This window comes from Rathayibacter sp. PhB152, assembly GCF_003751395.1.
In the GTDB taxonomy this organism is placed as follows: Bacteria; Actinomycetota; Actinomycetes; order Actinomycetales; family Microbacteriaceae; genus Rathayibacter; species Rathayibacter festucae.
Map to the genome: position 1 here is coordinate 1 of NZ_RJUT01000015.1, position 15,162 is coordinate 15,162.

Consider the following 15,162-nt stretch of genomic DNA (forward strand, 5'->3'; position numbering starts at 1 on the left):
CGGATCACAAGACCCGGACGGGGTTATAAATTTGGCATTGAACATAGTGCACGCTGTTGAGTTCTCAAGAATCGGACACATCCCGCCTCCACACCAGAAGAGGTGCTTCACAACGGAAGTGATCGAAGTAGTCGTACCGAGAGCCGGTCTGATTCAGACGGGCCGTTCGATTTGTTCATGTCGCCGAGACCGGGTAGGCTTATCAGAACCGAAGTCCCGATCGCCTCCGTGGCAACTCGACTAACTTAGCACATCCGCAGGCCGTGTCAAATCGGCGTCTTCGTGATGCTCAGCGTCGGATCCGGAGATCGTCTCGCCGTCATCGTGCGCAGCCGAGGCCGTGCACCGAAGCCGAGGACCTGGGTCCCGCGGAGGCTTTGCATCTTACGCTCGCGATCCGCCGCCATCAAGAGACGAATCTCTAACAGGCTTGAGAGCGAGGGGATGGTCATCGCTTGAGGGGGGCCGGCGGGTCACGATGCTCTGCATCCGACTCTCGCTGTCCGCTCCTTTGGGCTGACGAGGAGTTACATTACGTCGAGGTTTCGCGGCCCTGCAAATCGCTCGTCGCCCGGGCGTGTCGCGATCCGGGCTCCTCGCGGGGCGGACCGCGTCCGCGTCAGGAGACGAAGGCGCCGGCGAAGCTCTTCTTGCCGCGGCGCAGCACGGCGATCCCGTCGATCAGCGGGAGGTCGCCGAGCACGGCGGCGTCGTCCGACACCGCGGCGTTGTTCACCGAGAGACCGCCCTGGCCGATCGCCCGGCGGGCCTCGCCGAGACTCGCGACGAGTCCGGCCTCCACGAAGGCCTGCACCACCGGAGTCGCCGCGGTCGCCTCGACCGTCGTCACCGCCTGCAGCGCTCCCCGCAGGATCCCCGCGTCGATGCCCTCCAGCGATCCGCGACCGAAGAGCGCCGAGGAGGCCGCGATCACCGAGGTCGTCACCGCCTCCCCGTGCACCAGGGTGGTGACCTCGCTCGCGAGCGCGCGCTGCGCCTCGCGCTTGAACGGTGCTTCCACACTCGCCTGCTCGAGCCGCTCGATCTCCGTGCGCGGCAGGTAGGTGAAGGTCTTCAGCCGGGCCGCCACGTCGCGGTCGTCGGTGTTGAGCCAGAACTGATAGAACGCGTACGGGCTGGTGAGCGACGGGTCGAGCCACACGGCGTTGCCCTCGCTCTTGCCGAACTTCGTCCCGTCGGAGTTCATCACCAGCGGCGTCCCGATGGCGTGCACCGAGACCCCCTCCGTCCGGTGGATCAGATCGGTCCCGCTGGTGAGGTTGCCCCACTGGTCGCTGCCACCCGTCTGCAGGACGCAGCCGTACTGGCGGTAGAGCTCGAGGTAGTCCAGCCCCTGCAGGATCTGGTAGCTGAACTCGGTGTAGCTGATCCCCGCGTCGGAGTTCAGGCGGGCACTGACCGCGTCCTTCTTGAGCATCGTGCCCACCCGGAAGTGCTTGCCGATCTCCCGGAGGAAGTCGATCGCCGACAGCGGCGCCGTCCAGTCCAGGTTGTTCACCAGCCGCAGCGGGTTCTCCCCCTCGGTCGACAGGAACCGCGACACCTGCGCCTGCAGGCGGGACACCCACTCGACCACCGTCTCGCGGGAGTTGAGCGTCCGCTCCGCCGTCGGCCGCGGGTCGCCGATGAGCCCGGTCGATCCGCCGACGAGACCGAGGGGCCGGTGCCCGGCGAGCTGGAGCCGGCGGAGGACGATCAGCTGGACCAGGTTGCCCAGGTGCAGGCTCGGCGCGGTCGGGTCGAAGCCGCAGTAGTAGGTGATCGGGTCTCCGGCGAGGAGCTCGCGCAGCGCTGCCGCGTCGGTCGACACGTGGATCGCGCCACGCCAGAGGAGCTCGTCCCAGACGTTCTCGAACGAGGGATCGAGCGACGGCATGGTCGCGGATCCGCGGGAGTCCTGATCGGTCACCCGTCCAGGGTAGCGCGAGGCCGGCGGCTCGCCCGGCGCATGATCAAGTCCGGAAGCTTGATCGCACGGCATCAAGCCCTGATACTTGATCGAGGAGGTCATCGTGTTCGTCATCACCGCCGATCAGCGCGACAGTCGTCACGACGACGACCGGGTCGAGCAGGCGATCGCCGCTCTGCTCGAATCGGAGGAGTCGTCCTTCGTGCTCCCTCCCGAGCGCACCGCGGGCGACGAGTTCCAGTTCGTGCTCGACCGCGCTGAGGCCGTCGTGTCCGTGATCCTCGCGCTCCACCGCTCCGGGCACTGGAGCATCGGCCTCGGCATCGGCGCGATCGAGCGGCCGCTGCCCCGGACCACCCGCGCCGCCCGCGGAGCGGCGTACTTCGCGGCACGTCGCGCGGTCGAGGCGGCGAAGGGTCGGGCGACCCGCTTCTCCCTCGACCCCGGCTCCCCCGGAGCAGACCAGCCGAGCACCGACTCGCCGGAAGACGCCTTCCCCTCGGTCCGCGACGCCCAGGCCCTGTTCGATCCCCTGCTCCACCTCCGCGATTCGCGGACCCCGGCCGGCTGGGAGATCGTCGACCTGCTCGACGCAGGACTGTCGCAGAAGGAGGCGGCCGAGCAGCTCTCGGTCTCCCCCCAGGCGGTCAGCCTCCGGGTGCGCGCGGCGAGCGCGCGCGCCGACCGACCGGCACGGGACGCCCTCGCTCGGCTGCTGACGGTGGTCGACCGTACGCTCGACCCCGACGCTGCGGCGAGCGCCGATCCGTCGCAGCGAGGATCGATCGAGACCGACGCCGCTTCCGCTTCCGCTTCCGCTTCCGCTTCCGCTTCCGAGAGGACACCCCGATGACGGCACTCCGCACCGCACTGCCCGAGACCTTCGCCGTCGCCGCGCAGTCCGCCTCCTGGACCGGCGTGCTCCTGGTGCTCCTCGCCGGAGTCGCGGGCGCCGTCCTCGCGGTGCGCCTGCGCCGCCCCTCGCTCGGCTGGATCAGCATCGGCGCCGCGGCAGCCGCCTTCCTGCTGACCGGCGTGGCCGGCGCCTCCGCTCCCCCGGCGCTCGCTCTCGCCGTCGTGGTGCTCGCCTTCGCACTCGCGGTCCTCGGCGGCGGGCCGGTGGTCCTGCTCACCCTCGATCTGGCGACCACCGACTCCCGCAGCGGTGCACACGGCGGCATCATGATCGCCGCCGCTCAGCGTCCGGGGACCCCCGGGGTCGCTCCGTCGGCGATCGGCCAGCCGATCGAGGTGCTGCGCGGCGGCACCACCATCGGCGTGCTCGAGCGGATCGCCACCGCGGGCGCCCTGCTCAGCGGCCTGCCGGAGGGCGTCGCCGTGATCGTCGCCGTCAAGGGCGTCGGCCGCTTCAGCGAGCTGGCGTCCCCCGAGGCACGCGAGCGCTTCATCATCGGCACGCTCGCCAGCCTCGCCTGGTCCGCGGCGCTCGGGATCCTCGGGCGGCTCTACCTGGCGGGCTGACCGCCGCCCGTCTCCGGGCGACGACGCGTCACCGCGGGCCGGTACGGCGAGACCGTCGGGTCGCCGGCGATCAGGAACCGCCAGGGGAAGGCGGCGTCACCGCCCTCGCCGGAGACCCCGGTCCGCGCGGACGATTCGATCAGCACATCGGCCCCGCGCGGCCGCAGCTCGAACGCCGTCGTCATCGGGTCCCCCGACTCCGCGAGGGTCACCCCGAGCGCCTTGGCGAGACGCGCCGGACCGCGGGCGAGGTCGCGGGAGCGCACAGGACCCCGGCGCTGCAGGGCCAGCTCCTCCCCCACGACCACCTCGCCGGCGCGCAGCAGCACCGCGGACGCCGTGCCGGCCGGCGAGCAGACCAGGTTGACGCAGGTGTGCATGCCGTAGCTGAAGTACGTGTAGACCGTGCCCGGCTCCCCGAACATCGGCGCATTCCGCGGCGACCGGCGCCGGTGCGCGTGCGAACCCGGGTCCTCGCCGAGTCCGAGGTACGCCTCGACCTCGGTCAGCCGGACGCCGACGACGCCCTCGTCGGTGCGGTGCAGCAGCACCGCTCCGAGAAGATCGGGAGCGACCTCGAGGGCCGAGCGCGACAGGTCGAGCGGCTCCGGCATCCCTAGAAGAAGCTCTGGCCCGAGACGACGGTGACGATGATCACCGCGATGATCACGACGCCCGCGACGACGACGAGGGTCCGCTGCTGCCACGGCGGCAGCGGCGGACGGCCGTCGTCGCCGGGCGGGCCCTGGAGCGTCACGACGCGTCCCCGCGGAGGGCGGACCGGACGACGCGCACGCGCTCGGTCAGCTGCGCGAGCTGCTCCGCCACCCGGTCGGGTGCGGTGCCGCCGACGCCGTCGCGGCTGGCGACCGAGCCCTCGATGCTGAGCACCGAGCGGACGTCGGGCGTCAGCAGGGGCGACACCGAGCGCAGCGCCTCGTCGTCGAGGTCCTCGAGACCGAGGCCCCGGGTCTCGGCGAGCTTGACCAGCTCGCCGGTGATCTCGTGCGCGTCGCGGAACGGGACGTGCTTCTTGACCAGCCACTCGGCGACGTCGGTCGCGAGCGAGAAGCCCTGCGGGGCGAGCTCGGCCATCCGGTCGGTGTGGAAGGTCAGCGTGGCGATCATCCCGCTGAACGCGGGGAGGAGCACCTCGAGCGTGGTCACCGAGTCGAAGACCGGCTCCTTGTCCTCCTGCAGGTCGCGGTTGTACGCGAGCGGGAGCGCCTTGAGCGTCGCGAGCAGGCCGGTCAGGTTGCCGAGCAGCCGGCCCGCCTTGCCGCGCGCGAGCTCGGCGATGTCGGGGTTCTTCTTCTGCGGCATGATCGACGACCCGGTCGAGTAGCCGTCGTCGAGGGTGACGAAGGCGAACTCGCGCGTGTTCCAGAGGATGATCTCCTCCGCGATCCGCGAGACGTCGATGCCGATCATCGCGCTGACGAAGGCGAACTCGGCGACGAGATCGCGGCTCGCGGTGCCGTCGATCGAGTTGGGCACGCTCGCGGCGAAGCCGAGCTCGCGGGCGACCGCCTCGGCGTCGAGCCCGAGCGTCGAGCCGGCGAGGGCACCGGAGCCGTACGGCGACACGTCGGCGCGGACCGCCCAGTCGCGCAGCCGCTCGAGGTCGCGCAGCAGCGCCCAGGCGTGCGCGAGGAGGTGGTGAGCGAGCAGCACCGGCTGCGCGTGCTGCAGATGCGTGCGGCCGGGCATGATCGCCGCAGGGTGCGCCGACGCCTGCGCGGCGGTCGCGTCGATCAGCTGCACCACCAGCTCGGCGATGACGGCGGCGTGGTCGCGGAGGTACATCCGCACGAACGTCGCGATCTGGTCGTTGCGCGAGCGCCCAGCGCGCAGCTTGCCGCCGAGCTCCGGGCCCGCCTCGAGCATCAGGCCGCGCTCGAGCGCGCCGTGCACGTCCTCGTCGGCGTCGTCCGCGGTGAAGCGGCCCTCGACCACCGCCGAGCGCAGACGCTCGAGCGCGTCGAGCATCCCGGTCAGCTCGGCGTCGTCGAGGTAGCCGGCGGTCGCGAGGGCCCGGGCATGCGCGCGGGAGCCGGCGATGTCGTACTCGGCGAGCTGCCAGTCGAAGTGCGTCGACTTCGAGAGCGCGGCCAGCTCGGGCGACGGGCCGCCGGCGAACCGGCCTCCCCAGAGTGCGCCGGCCTCGCCCGCGCGGGCGGAGGGTCGTTCCGTCATGGTTCTCCTCGGGGTCGGCTGTCGAGTCTACTGAGCGGCGTCGGGCGTGCCGGCGCGCTCGAGGAGCCAGACCAGCAGGGCCTTCTGGGCGTGCAGGCGGTTCTCCGCCTCGTCCCAGATCACGCTCTGCGGGCCGTCGATCACGTCGGCGGTCACCTCGTAGCCGCGGTCGGCCGGGAGGCAGTGCAGGAAGAGCGCGTCGGACGCGGCGGCGGCCATCGTGGCCGAGTCGACCCGGTAGTCGCGGAAGGTGGCGACCCGCGCGGCCTTCTCCTCCTCCTTGCCCATCGACACCCAGGTGTCGGTGATCACGATGTCCGAGCCGGCGGCACCCGCGGCCGGATCGGTCGTGGTGGTGGCCGAGCCGCCGGTGGTGGCCGCGATGCGCTGGGCGTCCGCGAGCACGGCAGGAGCGGGAGCGTAGTCCGCGGGCGAGACGATCCGGACGTGCATCCCCGCCGTCGCGCCGGCCAGCAGGTAGGAGTGCGCCATGTTGCTCGCGCCGTCGCCGAAGAAGGTCAGTGTGAGGCCGGCGAGGCGACCGCGGTGCTCGCGGATCGTCAGCAGGTCGGCGAGCAGCTGGCACGGGTGGAACTCGTCCGAGAGCGCGTTGACGACGGGGACACGGGTGCCCGCCGCCATCTCCTCCAGCCCGGACTGCGCGTAGGTGCGCCAGACGATGGCCGCGACCTGGCGCTCGAGCACGCGTGCGGTGTCGGAGGCGGTCTCCTTGCCGCCGAGCTGGCTGCTCGCCGTCGAGATGATCAGCGGGCTGCCGCCGAGATCGGCGATGCCGACCGCGAAGGACACCCGGGTGCGGGTGGAGGACTTGTCGAAGATGACCGCGACGGTCTGCGGGCCGGCGAGCGGCGTCCGCGAGAAGCGATCGCGCTTGAGCTCGAGGGCGAGATCGAGGATCTCGGCCTGCTCGGCGGGAGTGATGTCGTCGTCGCGGAGGAAGTGGCGGGTCACGGCTGCGGTTCGCTTTCGATCGGGGAAGGAGGTCGGGTCGTTCAGGCGTCCAGCGCCTGCACCGCGCGGCCGAAGCGGGCGACGAACTCGTCGACGTCGGCGGCGGTGATGATGAGGGGCGGGGCGATCCGGATGCTGGACTCGTTCGGCGCGTTGACGATGAGTCCCTCCGCCATCGCGGCGGCGGCGAGCCGCGCGGCGACGGGCTCGCTGAGCGCGATGCCGAGCAGGAGACCGGCGCCCCGCACGCCGGCGATCAGCGGTGAGCCGAGGCGGAGCACGCCCGCGGTCAGCTGCGCCCCGCGCTCCCGGGCGTTCCGGAGCAGGTCGGCGCGCTCGATCTCGCCGATCACCGCGCCGGCGACCGCGGTCGCGAGCGGGTTGCCGCCGAAGGTGCTGCCGTGGTGGCCCTTCTGCAGCAGCTCGGAGGCCGCGCCGAAGGTGACCAGGGCGCCGACGGGGAAGCCCCCGCCGAGTCCCTTGGCGAGGGTGATCGCGTCGGGCAGGATGCCGGCCCGCTGGTAGGCGAACCAGCTGCCGGTGCGGCCGATGCCGGTCTGGATCTCGTCGACGATCAGCAGGGCGCCGCGCTCCCGGGTCAGCTCGCGCGCCCGCTCGAGGAAGCCGTCCGGCAGCGGGATGACGCCCGCCTCACCCTGGATCGGCTCGACGACCAGCGCGGCGACCGACTCGTCGATCGCGGTCTCGAGCGCCTCGAGAGTCGCCTCGATGTGCTCGACTCCGCCGGGCATCGGCTCGAACGGCGCGCGCATCGCGGCCTTGCCGGTCATCGCCAGGGCGCCCATCGTGCGACCGTGGAAGGCGTTCTGCAGCGCCAGGATCCGGTGCCGGCCGCCGGCCGCGTGCAGGCGGGCGAGCTTGAAGGCGGCCTCGTTCGCCTCGGTGCCGGAGTTCGCGAAGTAGACGCGGCCCGCCTCGCCCGCGCCGGTCAGCTCGCGGAGCTTCTCGGCCAGCCGGATCTGCGGGGCGGTGGCGAAGTAGTTGGAGACGTGCGCGAGCGCGCCGGCCTGGCGGCTCACGGCCTCGACGAAGACCGGGTGCGCGTGGCCGAGCGAGTTCACCGCGATCCCGCCGAGGAAGTCGAGGTACTCGCGGCCGTCGACGTCCCAGACCCGGCAGCCCTCGCCGCGCTCGAGGACGGCGAGCGGAGCGGCGAAGGTCTGCATCATCGCGGCGGCGTAGCGGTCGCGGGCCTCCGCGGTGCGGGCGGAGACGGGTGCGGGATCGGAGGCGGGGACCTCGGGCGCGGGGACGCCGGGAGCGGTATCGGTGGACATGTCGAGCCTTTCGAGCAGAAGCGGTCCGGCCGGGAGGGCCGTCGGTGCGCGCACCCCGTCGGGGCGGCGCTCGGAGCCGGGGCCGCTGGTGGTCAGCGGCCCGACGTTCGCTCCCGGTCGCGGGGGTCGGCCGAGGCGACGACCTCGGTGCCGACGCCCTCGGAGGTGAAGACCTCGAGCAGCATCGAGTGCGGGACGCGGCCGTCGATGATCGCGGCCTTCGGCACGCCGCCGCGGACCGCGTCGAGGCAGGCCGTCATCTTGGGGATCATCCCCGACTCGAGCGACGGCAGCAGCGCCGCGAGCTCGTCGGACGCGATGTGCGAGACGAGCGAGCCGCGGTCGGGCCAGTCGGCGTAGAGACCCGGAACGTCGGTGAGGATCACGAGCTTCTCGGCGCCGACGGCGACGGCGAGCGCGGCCGCGGCGGCGTCGGCGTTCACGTTGAGCGACTGCGTCGGGTCGTCGGAGTCAGGGGCGATCGAGGAGACCACCGGGATGCGGCCGGCGTCGAGCTGGGCGAGGACGGCCGCGGGATCCACGGAGATCACGTCGCCGACCAGGCCGAGGTCGTGCTCGACCCCGTCGAGGACGACGCCGCGGCGGCGACCGACGAAGAGGCCCGCGTCCTCACCGGAGATGCCGGCGGCCAGCGGCCCGTACTCGTTGATGCGGCGGACGATGTCGCGGCTGATGCTGCCGGTGAGCACCATCCGCACGACGTCCATCGCCTCGGGACTGGTCACCCGGTAACCGCCGCGGAACTCGCTGGCGATGCCGAGCCGGTCGAGCATCGCGGAGATCTGCGGGCCGCCGCCGTGCACGACGACCGGGCGGATGCCCGCGTAGTGCAGGTAGACGATGTCCTGCGCGAAGGCGCGCTGCAGCTCCTCCGACACCATGGCGTTGCCGCCGAACTTGATCACCATCGTCCTGCCGTGGAACCGCTGCAGCCAGGGCAGCGACTCGATCAGGGTGCCGGCCTTGACGGCCACGGCGTCGCGCAGCGCGAGCGCCTCGGCCTCGGTGGACGTCTCGGCGTCCGCAGCGCTCTCCGCGCCCCTGGAATCCTTGGCGGCCATCAGCTGGAGTACGCCGAGTTCTCGTGGACGTAGTCGTGGGTGAGGTCGTTGGTCCAGATCGTCGCCGTGGCGTCGCCGGCGTGCAGATCGATGTCGACCGAGACCTTGCGCGGGGCGAGGTCGACGAGGTCGCGGCTCGCGTCGGGCTCGCCGGCCCTGCAGACCTGCACGCCGTTCATCGCCACGTCGATGCCGTAGGGGTCGAACTGCGCATCGGTGGTGCCGACCGCGGCCAGCACCCGCCCCCAGTTCGGATCGTTGCCGAAGATCGCGGCCTTGAAGAGGTTGCTCCGCGAGACCGCGCGGGCGACGACGACGGCCTCGTCCTCGGTCGCGGCGTTCAGCACCCGGATCGCAACGTCGTGCGCGGCGCCCTCGGCGTCGGCCTGGAGCTGGAGGGTGAGGTCGCGACAGACGTCGGTCAGGGCGGCGGTGAAGTCGGCCGCCTCGGGGCGCACCCCGCTCGCGCCGCTCGCCAGCAGGGCGACGGTGTCGTTCGTCGACATGCAGCCGTCGGAGTCGAGGCGGTCGAAGGTGACCCGGGTCGCCGCCCGCAGTGCGGTGTCGAGCTCGGCGGAGTCGAGGACCGCGTCGGTGGTGATCACGACGAGCATCGTCGCGAGCCCGGGCGCGAGCATCCCCGCACCCTTGGCCATGCCGCCGACGGTCCAGCCCTGCTCGGAGCGGACGGCCGCCTGCTTCGGCACGGTGTCGGTCGTCATGATCGCGCGGGCCGCGTCCTCGGCCGCCTCCGGACCGGTCGCGCCCGGGAGAGCCGCCGAGGCCTCGGTCACCCCGGCCGTCAGCTTGCCGAGGTCGAGCTGATCGCCGATGAGGCCGGTGGAGCAGACGAGCACGTCGCCGGCCGAGACGCCGAGGCTCTCGCCGACGGCCTCGGCCGTCGCGTGGGTGACCTGGAAGCCCGCCGCGCCGGTGTAGCAGTTGGCGCCGCCGGAGTTGAGGACGATCGCCGAGACGACGCCGTCGCGCATGACCTGCTCGCTCCAGAGCACCGGGTTCGCCTTGCAGCGGTTGCTGGTGAAGACCGTCGCGGCGTTCTGCAGCGGGCCGAGGTTCTGCACGAGGGCGAGGTCGCGGGCGCCGGTCGACTTGAGACCGGCGACGACGCCGGCCGCGGCGAATCCTGCTGCGGCGGTGATGCTCACGGCGCGACTCCGTTCGTGCTCAGGCCGAGGGTCTCCGGAAGACCGAGGGCGATGTTGGTCGACTGGATCGCGGCGCCGGCGGTGCCCTTGACCAGGTTGTCGAGCGCGGTGACCACCACGACGCGGCGGGCGCGCTCGTCGACGGCGACCCCGATCAGCGCCGTGTTCGCGCCGACGGTGTCGGCCGTGCGGGGGAAGGTCCCCTCCGGCAGCAGCTGGACGAAGGGCTCGTCGGCGTAGGCCGACTCCCACGCGGCGCGCACGTCCTGCGCGGACACTCCCGGCGCGAGCCGAGCGGTCGAGGTCGCGAGGATGCCACGCGACATCGGCACCAGGATCGGGGTGAACGAGATCGAGACGGGACCGGCACCGGCGAGCGCGAGGTTCTGCCGGATCTCCGGGTTGTGGCGGTGCCCGCCGCCGATGCCGTACGCGTGCGCCGAGCCGAGCAGCTCGCTCGCGAGCAGATCGGTCCGCAGGCTCTTGCCCGCCCCGGACGGGCCGACGGCGAGGACCGAGACCAGGTCGGCGGCCTCGATCACGCCGGCGTGCAGCCCCGGCGCGAGGCCGAGCGTGATCGCGGTCACGTTGCAGCCGGGCACCGCGATGCGGCGGACCCCGGCGAGCACGTCGCGCTGCCTGCCGGTGCCGGGCAGCATCAGCTCGGGCAGGCCGTAGGGCCAGGCGCCGGCGAACTCGCCGCCGTAGTAGTCGGCCCAGTCCTGCTCGTCGGTCAGCCGGTGGTCGGCGCCGCAGTCGACGACGAGCACGTCGTCGGGGAGCGTCGCCGTGATCTCGCCGGACTTGCCGTGCGGCAGGGCGAGGAAGACGACGTCGTGGCCCGCCAGGTTCTCGGTCGTCGTGTCGACGAGCTCGAGGTGGCGCAGTGAGCGCAGGTGCGGCTGCACCGCGGCGAGGGGCTGGCCGGCGTTCGAGTGCGCCGTGACCGTGCGCACCTCGAACTCGGGGTGATCGGCGAGCAGACGGAGCAGCTCGCCGCCCGCGTACCCGCTCGCTCCGGCCACCGCCACGGAAAAAGTCATGCCCGAGAGCCTAGTCGCTGGCGGGACCCGCCCTCGCCCGGCCCCGGCGGGCGGCCGCCGGCCGGAACCGGCGGCCGCCCGCTCACTCGCGCGGGCTCGCGCCGAAGCGCTCGGCGGCGAGCGCGGTGCCGCTCTCCTTCGCCGCGCTGGCCTCGGCGGCCGTGAGGGTGCGGTCGGCGGCGCGGAAGCGCAGCGCGAAGGTCAGCGACTTGGATCCCTCGGGGACGCCCGCACCGCGGTAGTCGTCGACCAGGCGGATCGCCTCGAGCAGCTCACCGGCGCCCTCGGCGACGGCCTCCTGCAGGTCGGCCGCCGGCACGGCCACGGGCACGACCAGTGAGAGGTCCTGCGTCGCGGCGGGCAGCGCCCCGACCGGACGCGCTACGACGAGGCGCCCGGCGCGGGCGATCAGCGGATCGAGGTCGAGCTCGACCACCGCCACCCGGTGCGGCAGGTCGAGATCGTCGGCGAGCGACGGGAGCAGCTCGCCGGCGTGGCCGACCACCGCGCCGTCCAGCAGAACCTCGGCCGTGCGGCCCGGGTGCAGGGCGGCGTGCGAGCCCTGCCGGATCTCCAGCTGCACGCCCGAGGCGGCAGCGACGTCGCGGACGACGTCGAGCGCGTCGCGCCAGTCGAAGTCACGCGCGGCCACTCCCGGCTGACGCTCGAGCGCCGAGCCCGTCAGCAGCGCGGCCACGTGCAGCGGCTGCCGCGGGATGCCCGCGTTCAGCGCCGCCTCGACCTCCGCGGACGGACGCGCGCCGGCGAGGGGCAGCCCCTCGGAGCCGAACGGACCGTCGCTCTGCGGCAGGAAGACCGAGCCCATCTCGTAGACGGCGAGGTCGACGAGACCGCGCGAGCGGTTGCGGGCCGCGACCTGCACGAGTCCGGGCAGGAGGGAGAGCCGCAGCTGCCCCGCCGTCGCGTCCAGCGGGTTCGCCAGCGAGACCTGCTGGACCGGCTCGCCGTCGACGGAGCCGAAGCGGTCGTTCATCGATCGGGAGAGGAACGGGTAGGACAGCACCTCGGTGAGCCCGGCGGCCGCCAGCGACTGCGCGACCGTGCGGCGCAGGCGCTGACCGGGCGTCAGGCCGCGACCGGGAGGCGCGACGGGGAGGATCGACGGGATGCGGTCGTACCCGGTGATCCGGGCGACCTCCTCCGCGAGGGTCGACCGGTCGGTCAGGTCGGGCCGCCAGCTCGGCGGGGTGACGAGCAGGCCCGCTCCCCCGGCCTCGACGCTCGCGCCGATCTCGACCAGGGCGCCGCGGATCTCCTCCGGCGTGTACTCGAGGCCGATCAGGCCGGAGATGTAGCCGTCGGGCAGCTCGATCGCCGTCGCCGTGCCGGAATCGGCGAGCACCGACCCGAGCTCGTCGGCGGTGCCGCCCGCGAGCTCGACCAGCAGCTGGACCGCGCGCGCGGCGGCGACCGGTGCGACCAGCGGGTCGACGCCGCGCTCGAAGCGGCGCGACGCCTCGCTCGGCAGCTTGTGCCGGCGGGCCGTGCGGGCGATGGAGACCGGGTCGAAGTTCGCGGCCTCGATCAGGACGTCGGCGGTCGTGTCCGTGATCTCCGTCCGGGCGCCGCCCATCACGCCGGCGAGCCCGATCGGCCCGCCGTCGTCGGTGATCAGGAGGTCCTCGTGGTGCAGGCGGCGGATCTGGCCGTCGAGCGTCTCGAGCGTCTCGCCGGAGCGGGCACGGCGGACGACGATGCCGCCCTCCAGTCGCTCGAGGTCGTAGCCGTGCAGCGGCTGGCCGAGCTCGAACATGACGTAGTTGGTGATGTCGACGACCAGCGAGATCGAGCGCACACCGGCCAGACGCAGTCGCGCGATCATCCACGGCGGGGTCGGCAGCGACAGGTCGATGCCGCGCACCACCCGGGTCACGAAGACGGACGAGCCGACGCGGCCGCGGATCGGCGCCTCGTCCTCGACCGCGACGGGGAACACGGGGGCGGAATCGAGCCGCTCGGGCGCGGTGATCGCCAGCGCGGGGTCGCGGAAGTCGGCGCCCGTCGCGTGGGCGTACTCGCGGGCGATGCCGCGGATCGAGAAGGCGTAGCCGCGGTCCGGGGTCACGTTGACCTCGACGGCGGCGTCGTCCAGCCCGAGGAGCGCGATCGCGTCGGTGCCGACCTCGGGGTCGATGCCGAGGCTCGCCAGCCGGAGGATGCCCTCGTGGTCGTCGCCGAGGCCGAGCTCGCGGGTGGACGCGATCATCCCGTCGGACACGTGCCCGTAGGTCTTCCGCGCCGAGATCGGGAACGGCCCGGGCAGCACGGCGCCGGGCAGCGAGACCACGACCTTGTCGCCGGCGGCGAAGTTGTGCGCGCCGCAGACGATGCCGCGGACGTCGTCGCCGCCGTCGGCCGCGCGCTCCCCCTCGGGCGCGACGCGGACGGTGCACCAGTTGATGGTCTTGCCGTTCTTCTGCGGCTCGGGCACGAGGTCGAGGACCTCGCCCACCACGACGGGGCCGGACACCTCGAAGCGGTGGACGTCCTCCTCCTCCAGGCCGACCGACACCAGTGCCGCGTGCACGGCCTCGGTCGTGACGCCCTGCTCGAGGTCGACGTACTCGCCCAGCCAGCTCAGCGGGATGCGCATCAGATCACCATCCCGTACTGCTTGCTGAAGCGGACGTCGCCCTCGACCATGTCGCGCATGTCCTTCACGTCGTTGCGGAACATCAGGGTCCGCTCGATCCCCATCCCGAAGGCGAACCCGGAGTACTCGTCCGGGTCGATGCCGACCGAGCGCAGGACGTTCGGGTTCACCATCCCGCAGCCGCCCCACTCGATCCAGCGGGCACCGCCGACGAAGGTGGGGTGCCAGATGTCGAGCTCGGCGCTCGGCTCGGTGAAGGGGAAGTAGTTGGGGCGCAGGCGGATCTTCGCCTCGTCGCCGAACAGGAGGCGCGCGACGTGCTCGAGGGTGCCGCGCAGGTGCGCCATCGTCAGGCCGCGGTCGACGGCGAGGCCCTCGAACTGCGTGAAGACAGGGGTGTGCGTGGCGTCGAGCTCGTCGGTGCGGTAGACGCGGCCGGGCGCGATCACGTAGATCGGCGGGGTGCGCTCGAGCATCGAGCGGATCTGCACCGGCGAGGTGTGGGTGCGCAGCACGAGGTGCGACTCGATCGGGTCGACGAAGAAGGTGTCCTGCATCGCGCGGGCCGGGTGGTCCTCGTCGAAGTTCAGCGCGTCGAAGTTGAACCACTCGTTCTCGAGCTCCGGCCCCTCCGCGATCTCCCAGCCCATGCCGACGAAGACGTCGGCGATCGACTCCTGGAGGAGCGAGAGCGGGTGGCGGGCGCCCTGGCGCACGAAGCTCGCGCCGGCGGTGACGTCGACGCGCTCGGCATCGAGTGCCGCGGCCTGCTCGGCCTCGACCAGCTCCGCCTCGCGCTCGGCGTACGCGTCGCCGACCTGCTTGCGGGCGCCGCCCACGAGCTTGCCGGACGCCGCCTTGAACTCCGGCGGCACGGAGCGCATCAGCGCGTTCAGTCGGGCGAGGGCCGAGCCCTCGCCGAGGTGGGCGGTGCGAGCCGCCTTCAGGGCGGCGGAATCGGCGGCCGCGCGGATCGCGGTGAGCGCCTCCGCGGTCGCCGCCGAGACGGCCTCGTCGGTGATCGGGTTGCTGTCAGACACGATCCCCCAGTGTAGGGATGCCCCGCGCGGCCCGCTCGCCGCGGCGGGCGGACGCGCTCGCCCGCCGGCGCGGCCAATCGCGGATCCGGCCGACCCCAAGGGTCGACGCCCACCGAATCGGACGACCGGCCCCTGCATGCTGATCGAGTAGCCGGCACAGCCGGCGTATCGAGATCCACCCAGACCAGGACCGGCGCCCGCCAGCGCGCCGCGCGGAGCGGTGGGTCTCGATACGCCCCTGCGGGGCTACTCGACATTGAGAATGGTGGTGTGGCGCGGGAGGGTGTCTGACCTTCTACTCGACGGACCGCCTCGCGGGGTGTGTCCACTGCTGGATCT

The 15,162-nt window shown here is 72.7% G+C and carries 13 protein-coding genes; 2 read left to right on the forward strand and 11 right to left on the reverse strand.

What is annotated here, in order from left to right; genetic code table 11:
- Positions 1-619: 619 nt before the first annotated feature.
- Positions 620-1,897: a tyrosine--tRNA ligase gene (gene tyrS, locus EDF36_RS20760; RefSeq protein WP_123705562.1), complete on the reverse strand. Its 1,278-nt coding sequence runs from the start codon at positions 1,895-1,897 to the stop codon at positions 620-622.
- Between the two features lie 136 nt (positions 1,898-2,033).
- Here tyrS and EDF36_RS20765 point away from each other — a divergent pair, with 136 nt between their 5' ends.
- Positions 2,034-2,783, forward strand: a complete 750-nt coding sequence (locus tag EDF36_RS20765; protein ID WP_185020587.1) for a DNA-binding protein — start codon at positions 2,034-2,036, stop codon at positions 2,781-2,783.
- The gene (locus tag EDF36_RS20770) at positions 2,780-3,412 is read left to right on the forward strand and encodes a hypothetical protein (RefSeq protein ID WP_123734469.1); all 633 of its coding nucleotides are present in this window, start codon (positions 2,780-2,782) and stop codon (positions 3,410-3,412) included. Before EDF36_RS20765 ends, EDF36_RS20770 begins: the two co-directional genes overlap by 4 nt.
- Here EDF36_RS20770 and EDF36_RS20775 read toward each other — a convergent pair.
- The 10 genes from EDF36_RS20775 to pheS all read right to left on the reverse strand — a co-directional run bounded on the left by EDF36_RS20775 (position 3,397) and on the right by pheS (position 14,823).
- Positions 3,397-4,026 carry a DNA-3-methyladenine glycosylase gene (locus tag EDF36_RS20775; protein ID WP_123734470.1) on the reverse strand — a complete coding sequence of 210 codons (630 nt, stop codon included), beginning with the start codon at positions 4,024-4,026 and terminating at the stop codon, positions 3,397-3,399. The two genes, EDF36_RS20770 and EDF36_RS20775, sit on opposite strands and share 16 nt — an antisense overlap.
- Positions 4,027-4,028: 2 nt before the next feature.
- A complete protein-coding gene (locus EDF36_RS21490; RefSeq protein WP_159422422.1) occupies positions 4,029-4,169 on the reverse strand; it encodes a hypothetical protein in 141 nt (46 codons plus the stop codon).
- Positions 4,166-5,608, reverse strand: a complete 1,443-nt coding sequence (gene argH, locus EDF36_RS20780; protein WP_123734471.1) for an argininosuccinate lyase — start codon at positions 5,606-5,608, stop codon at positions 4,166-4,168. Before argH ends, EDF36_RS21490 begins: the two co-directional genes overlap by 4 nt.
- 27 nt (positions 5,609-5,635) lie before the next feature.
- Entirely contained in the window at positions 5,636-6,580 is a 945-nt protein-coding gene (gene argF, locus EDF36_RS20785; RefSeq protein ID WP_123704915.1) for an ornithine carbamoyltransferase, read from the reverse strand.
- 41 nt (positions 6,581-6,621) lie between these two features.
- A complete protein-coding gene (locus EDF36_RS20790) occupies positions 6,622-7,878 on the reverse strand; it encodes an acetylornithine transaminase (protein ID WP_123734472.1) in 1,257 nt (418 codons plus the stop codon).
- Between the two features lie 92 nt (positions 7,879-7,970).
- Positions 7,971-8,960: an acetylglutamate kinase gene (argB, locus tag EDF36_RS20795; RefSeq protein ID WP_123734473.1), complete on the reverse strand. Its 990-nt coding sequence runs from the start codon at positions 8,958-8,960 to the stop codon at positions 7,971-7,973.
- Positions 8,960-10,126, reverse strand: coding sequence for a bifunctional glutamate N-acetyltransferase/amino-acid acetyltransferase ArgJ (argJ, locus tag EDF36_RS20800; RefSeq protein WP_123734474.1), 1,167 nt, complete (start codon positions 10,124-10,126; stop codon positions 8,960-8,962). The genes argB and argJ overlap by 1 nt, the downstream gene beginning before the upstream one ends.
- Positions 10,123-11,169: an N-acetyl-gamma-glutamyl-phosphate reductase gene (gene argC, locus EDF36_RS20805; protein WP_123704923.1), complete on the reverse strand. Its 1,047-nt coding sequence runs from the start codon at positions 11,167-11,169 to the stop codon at positions 10,123-10,125. Before argC ends, argJ begins: the two co-directional genes overlap by 4 nt.
- Positions 11,170-11,251: 82 nt before the next feature.
- Entirely contained in the window at positions 11,252-13,783 is a 2,532-nt protein-coding gene (gene pheT / locus EDF36_RS20810; RefSeq protein WP_123734475.1) for a phenylalanine--tRNA ligase subunit beta, read from the reverse strand.
- A complete protein-coding gene (pheS, locus tag EDF36_RS20815) occupies positions 13,783-14,823 on the reverse strand; it encodes a phenylalanine--tRNA ligase subunit alpha (protein ID WP_123734476.1) in 1,041 nt (346 codons plus the stop codon). The genes pheT and pheS overlap by 1 nt, the downstream gene beginning before the upstream one ends.
- Positions 14,824-15,162 lie beyond the last annotated feature (339 nt).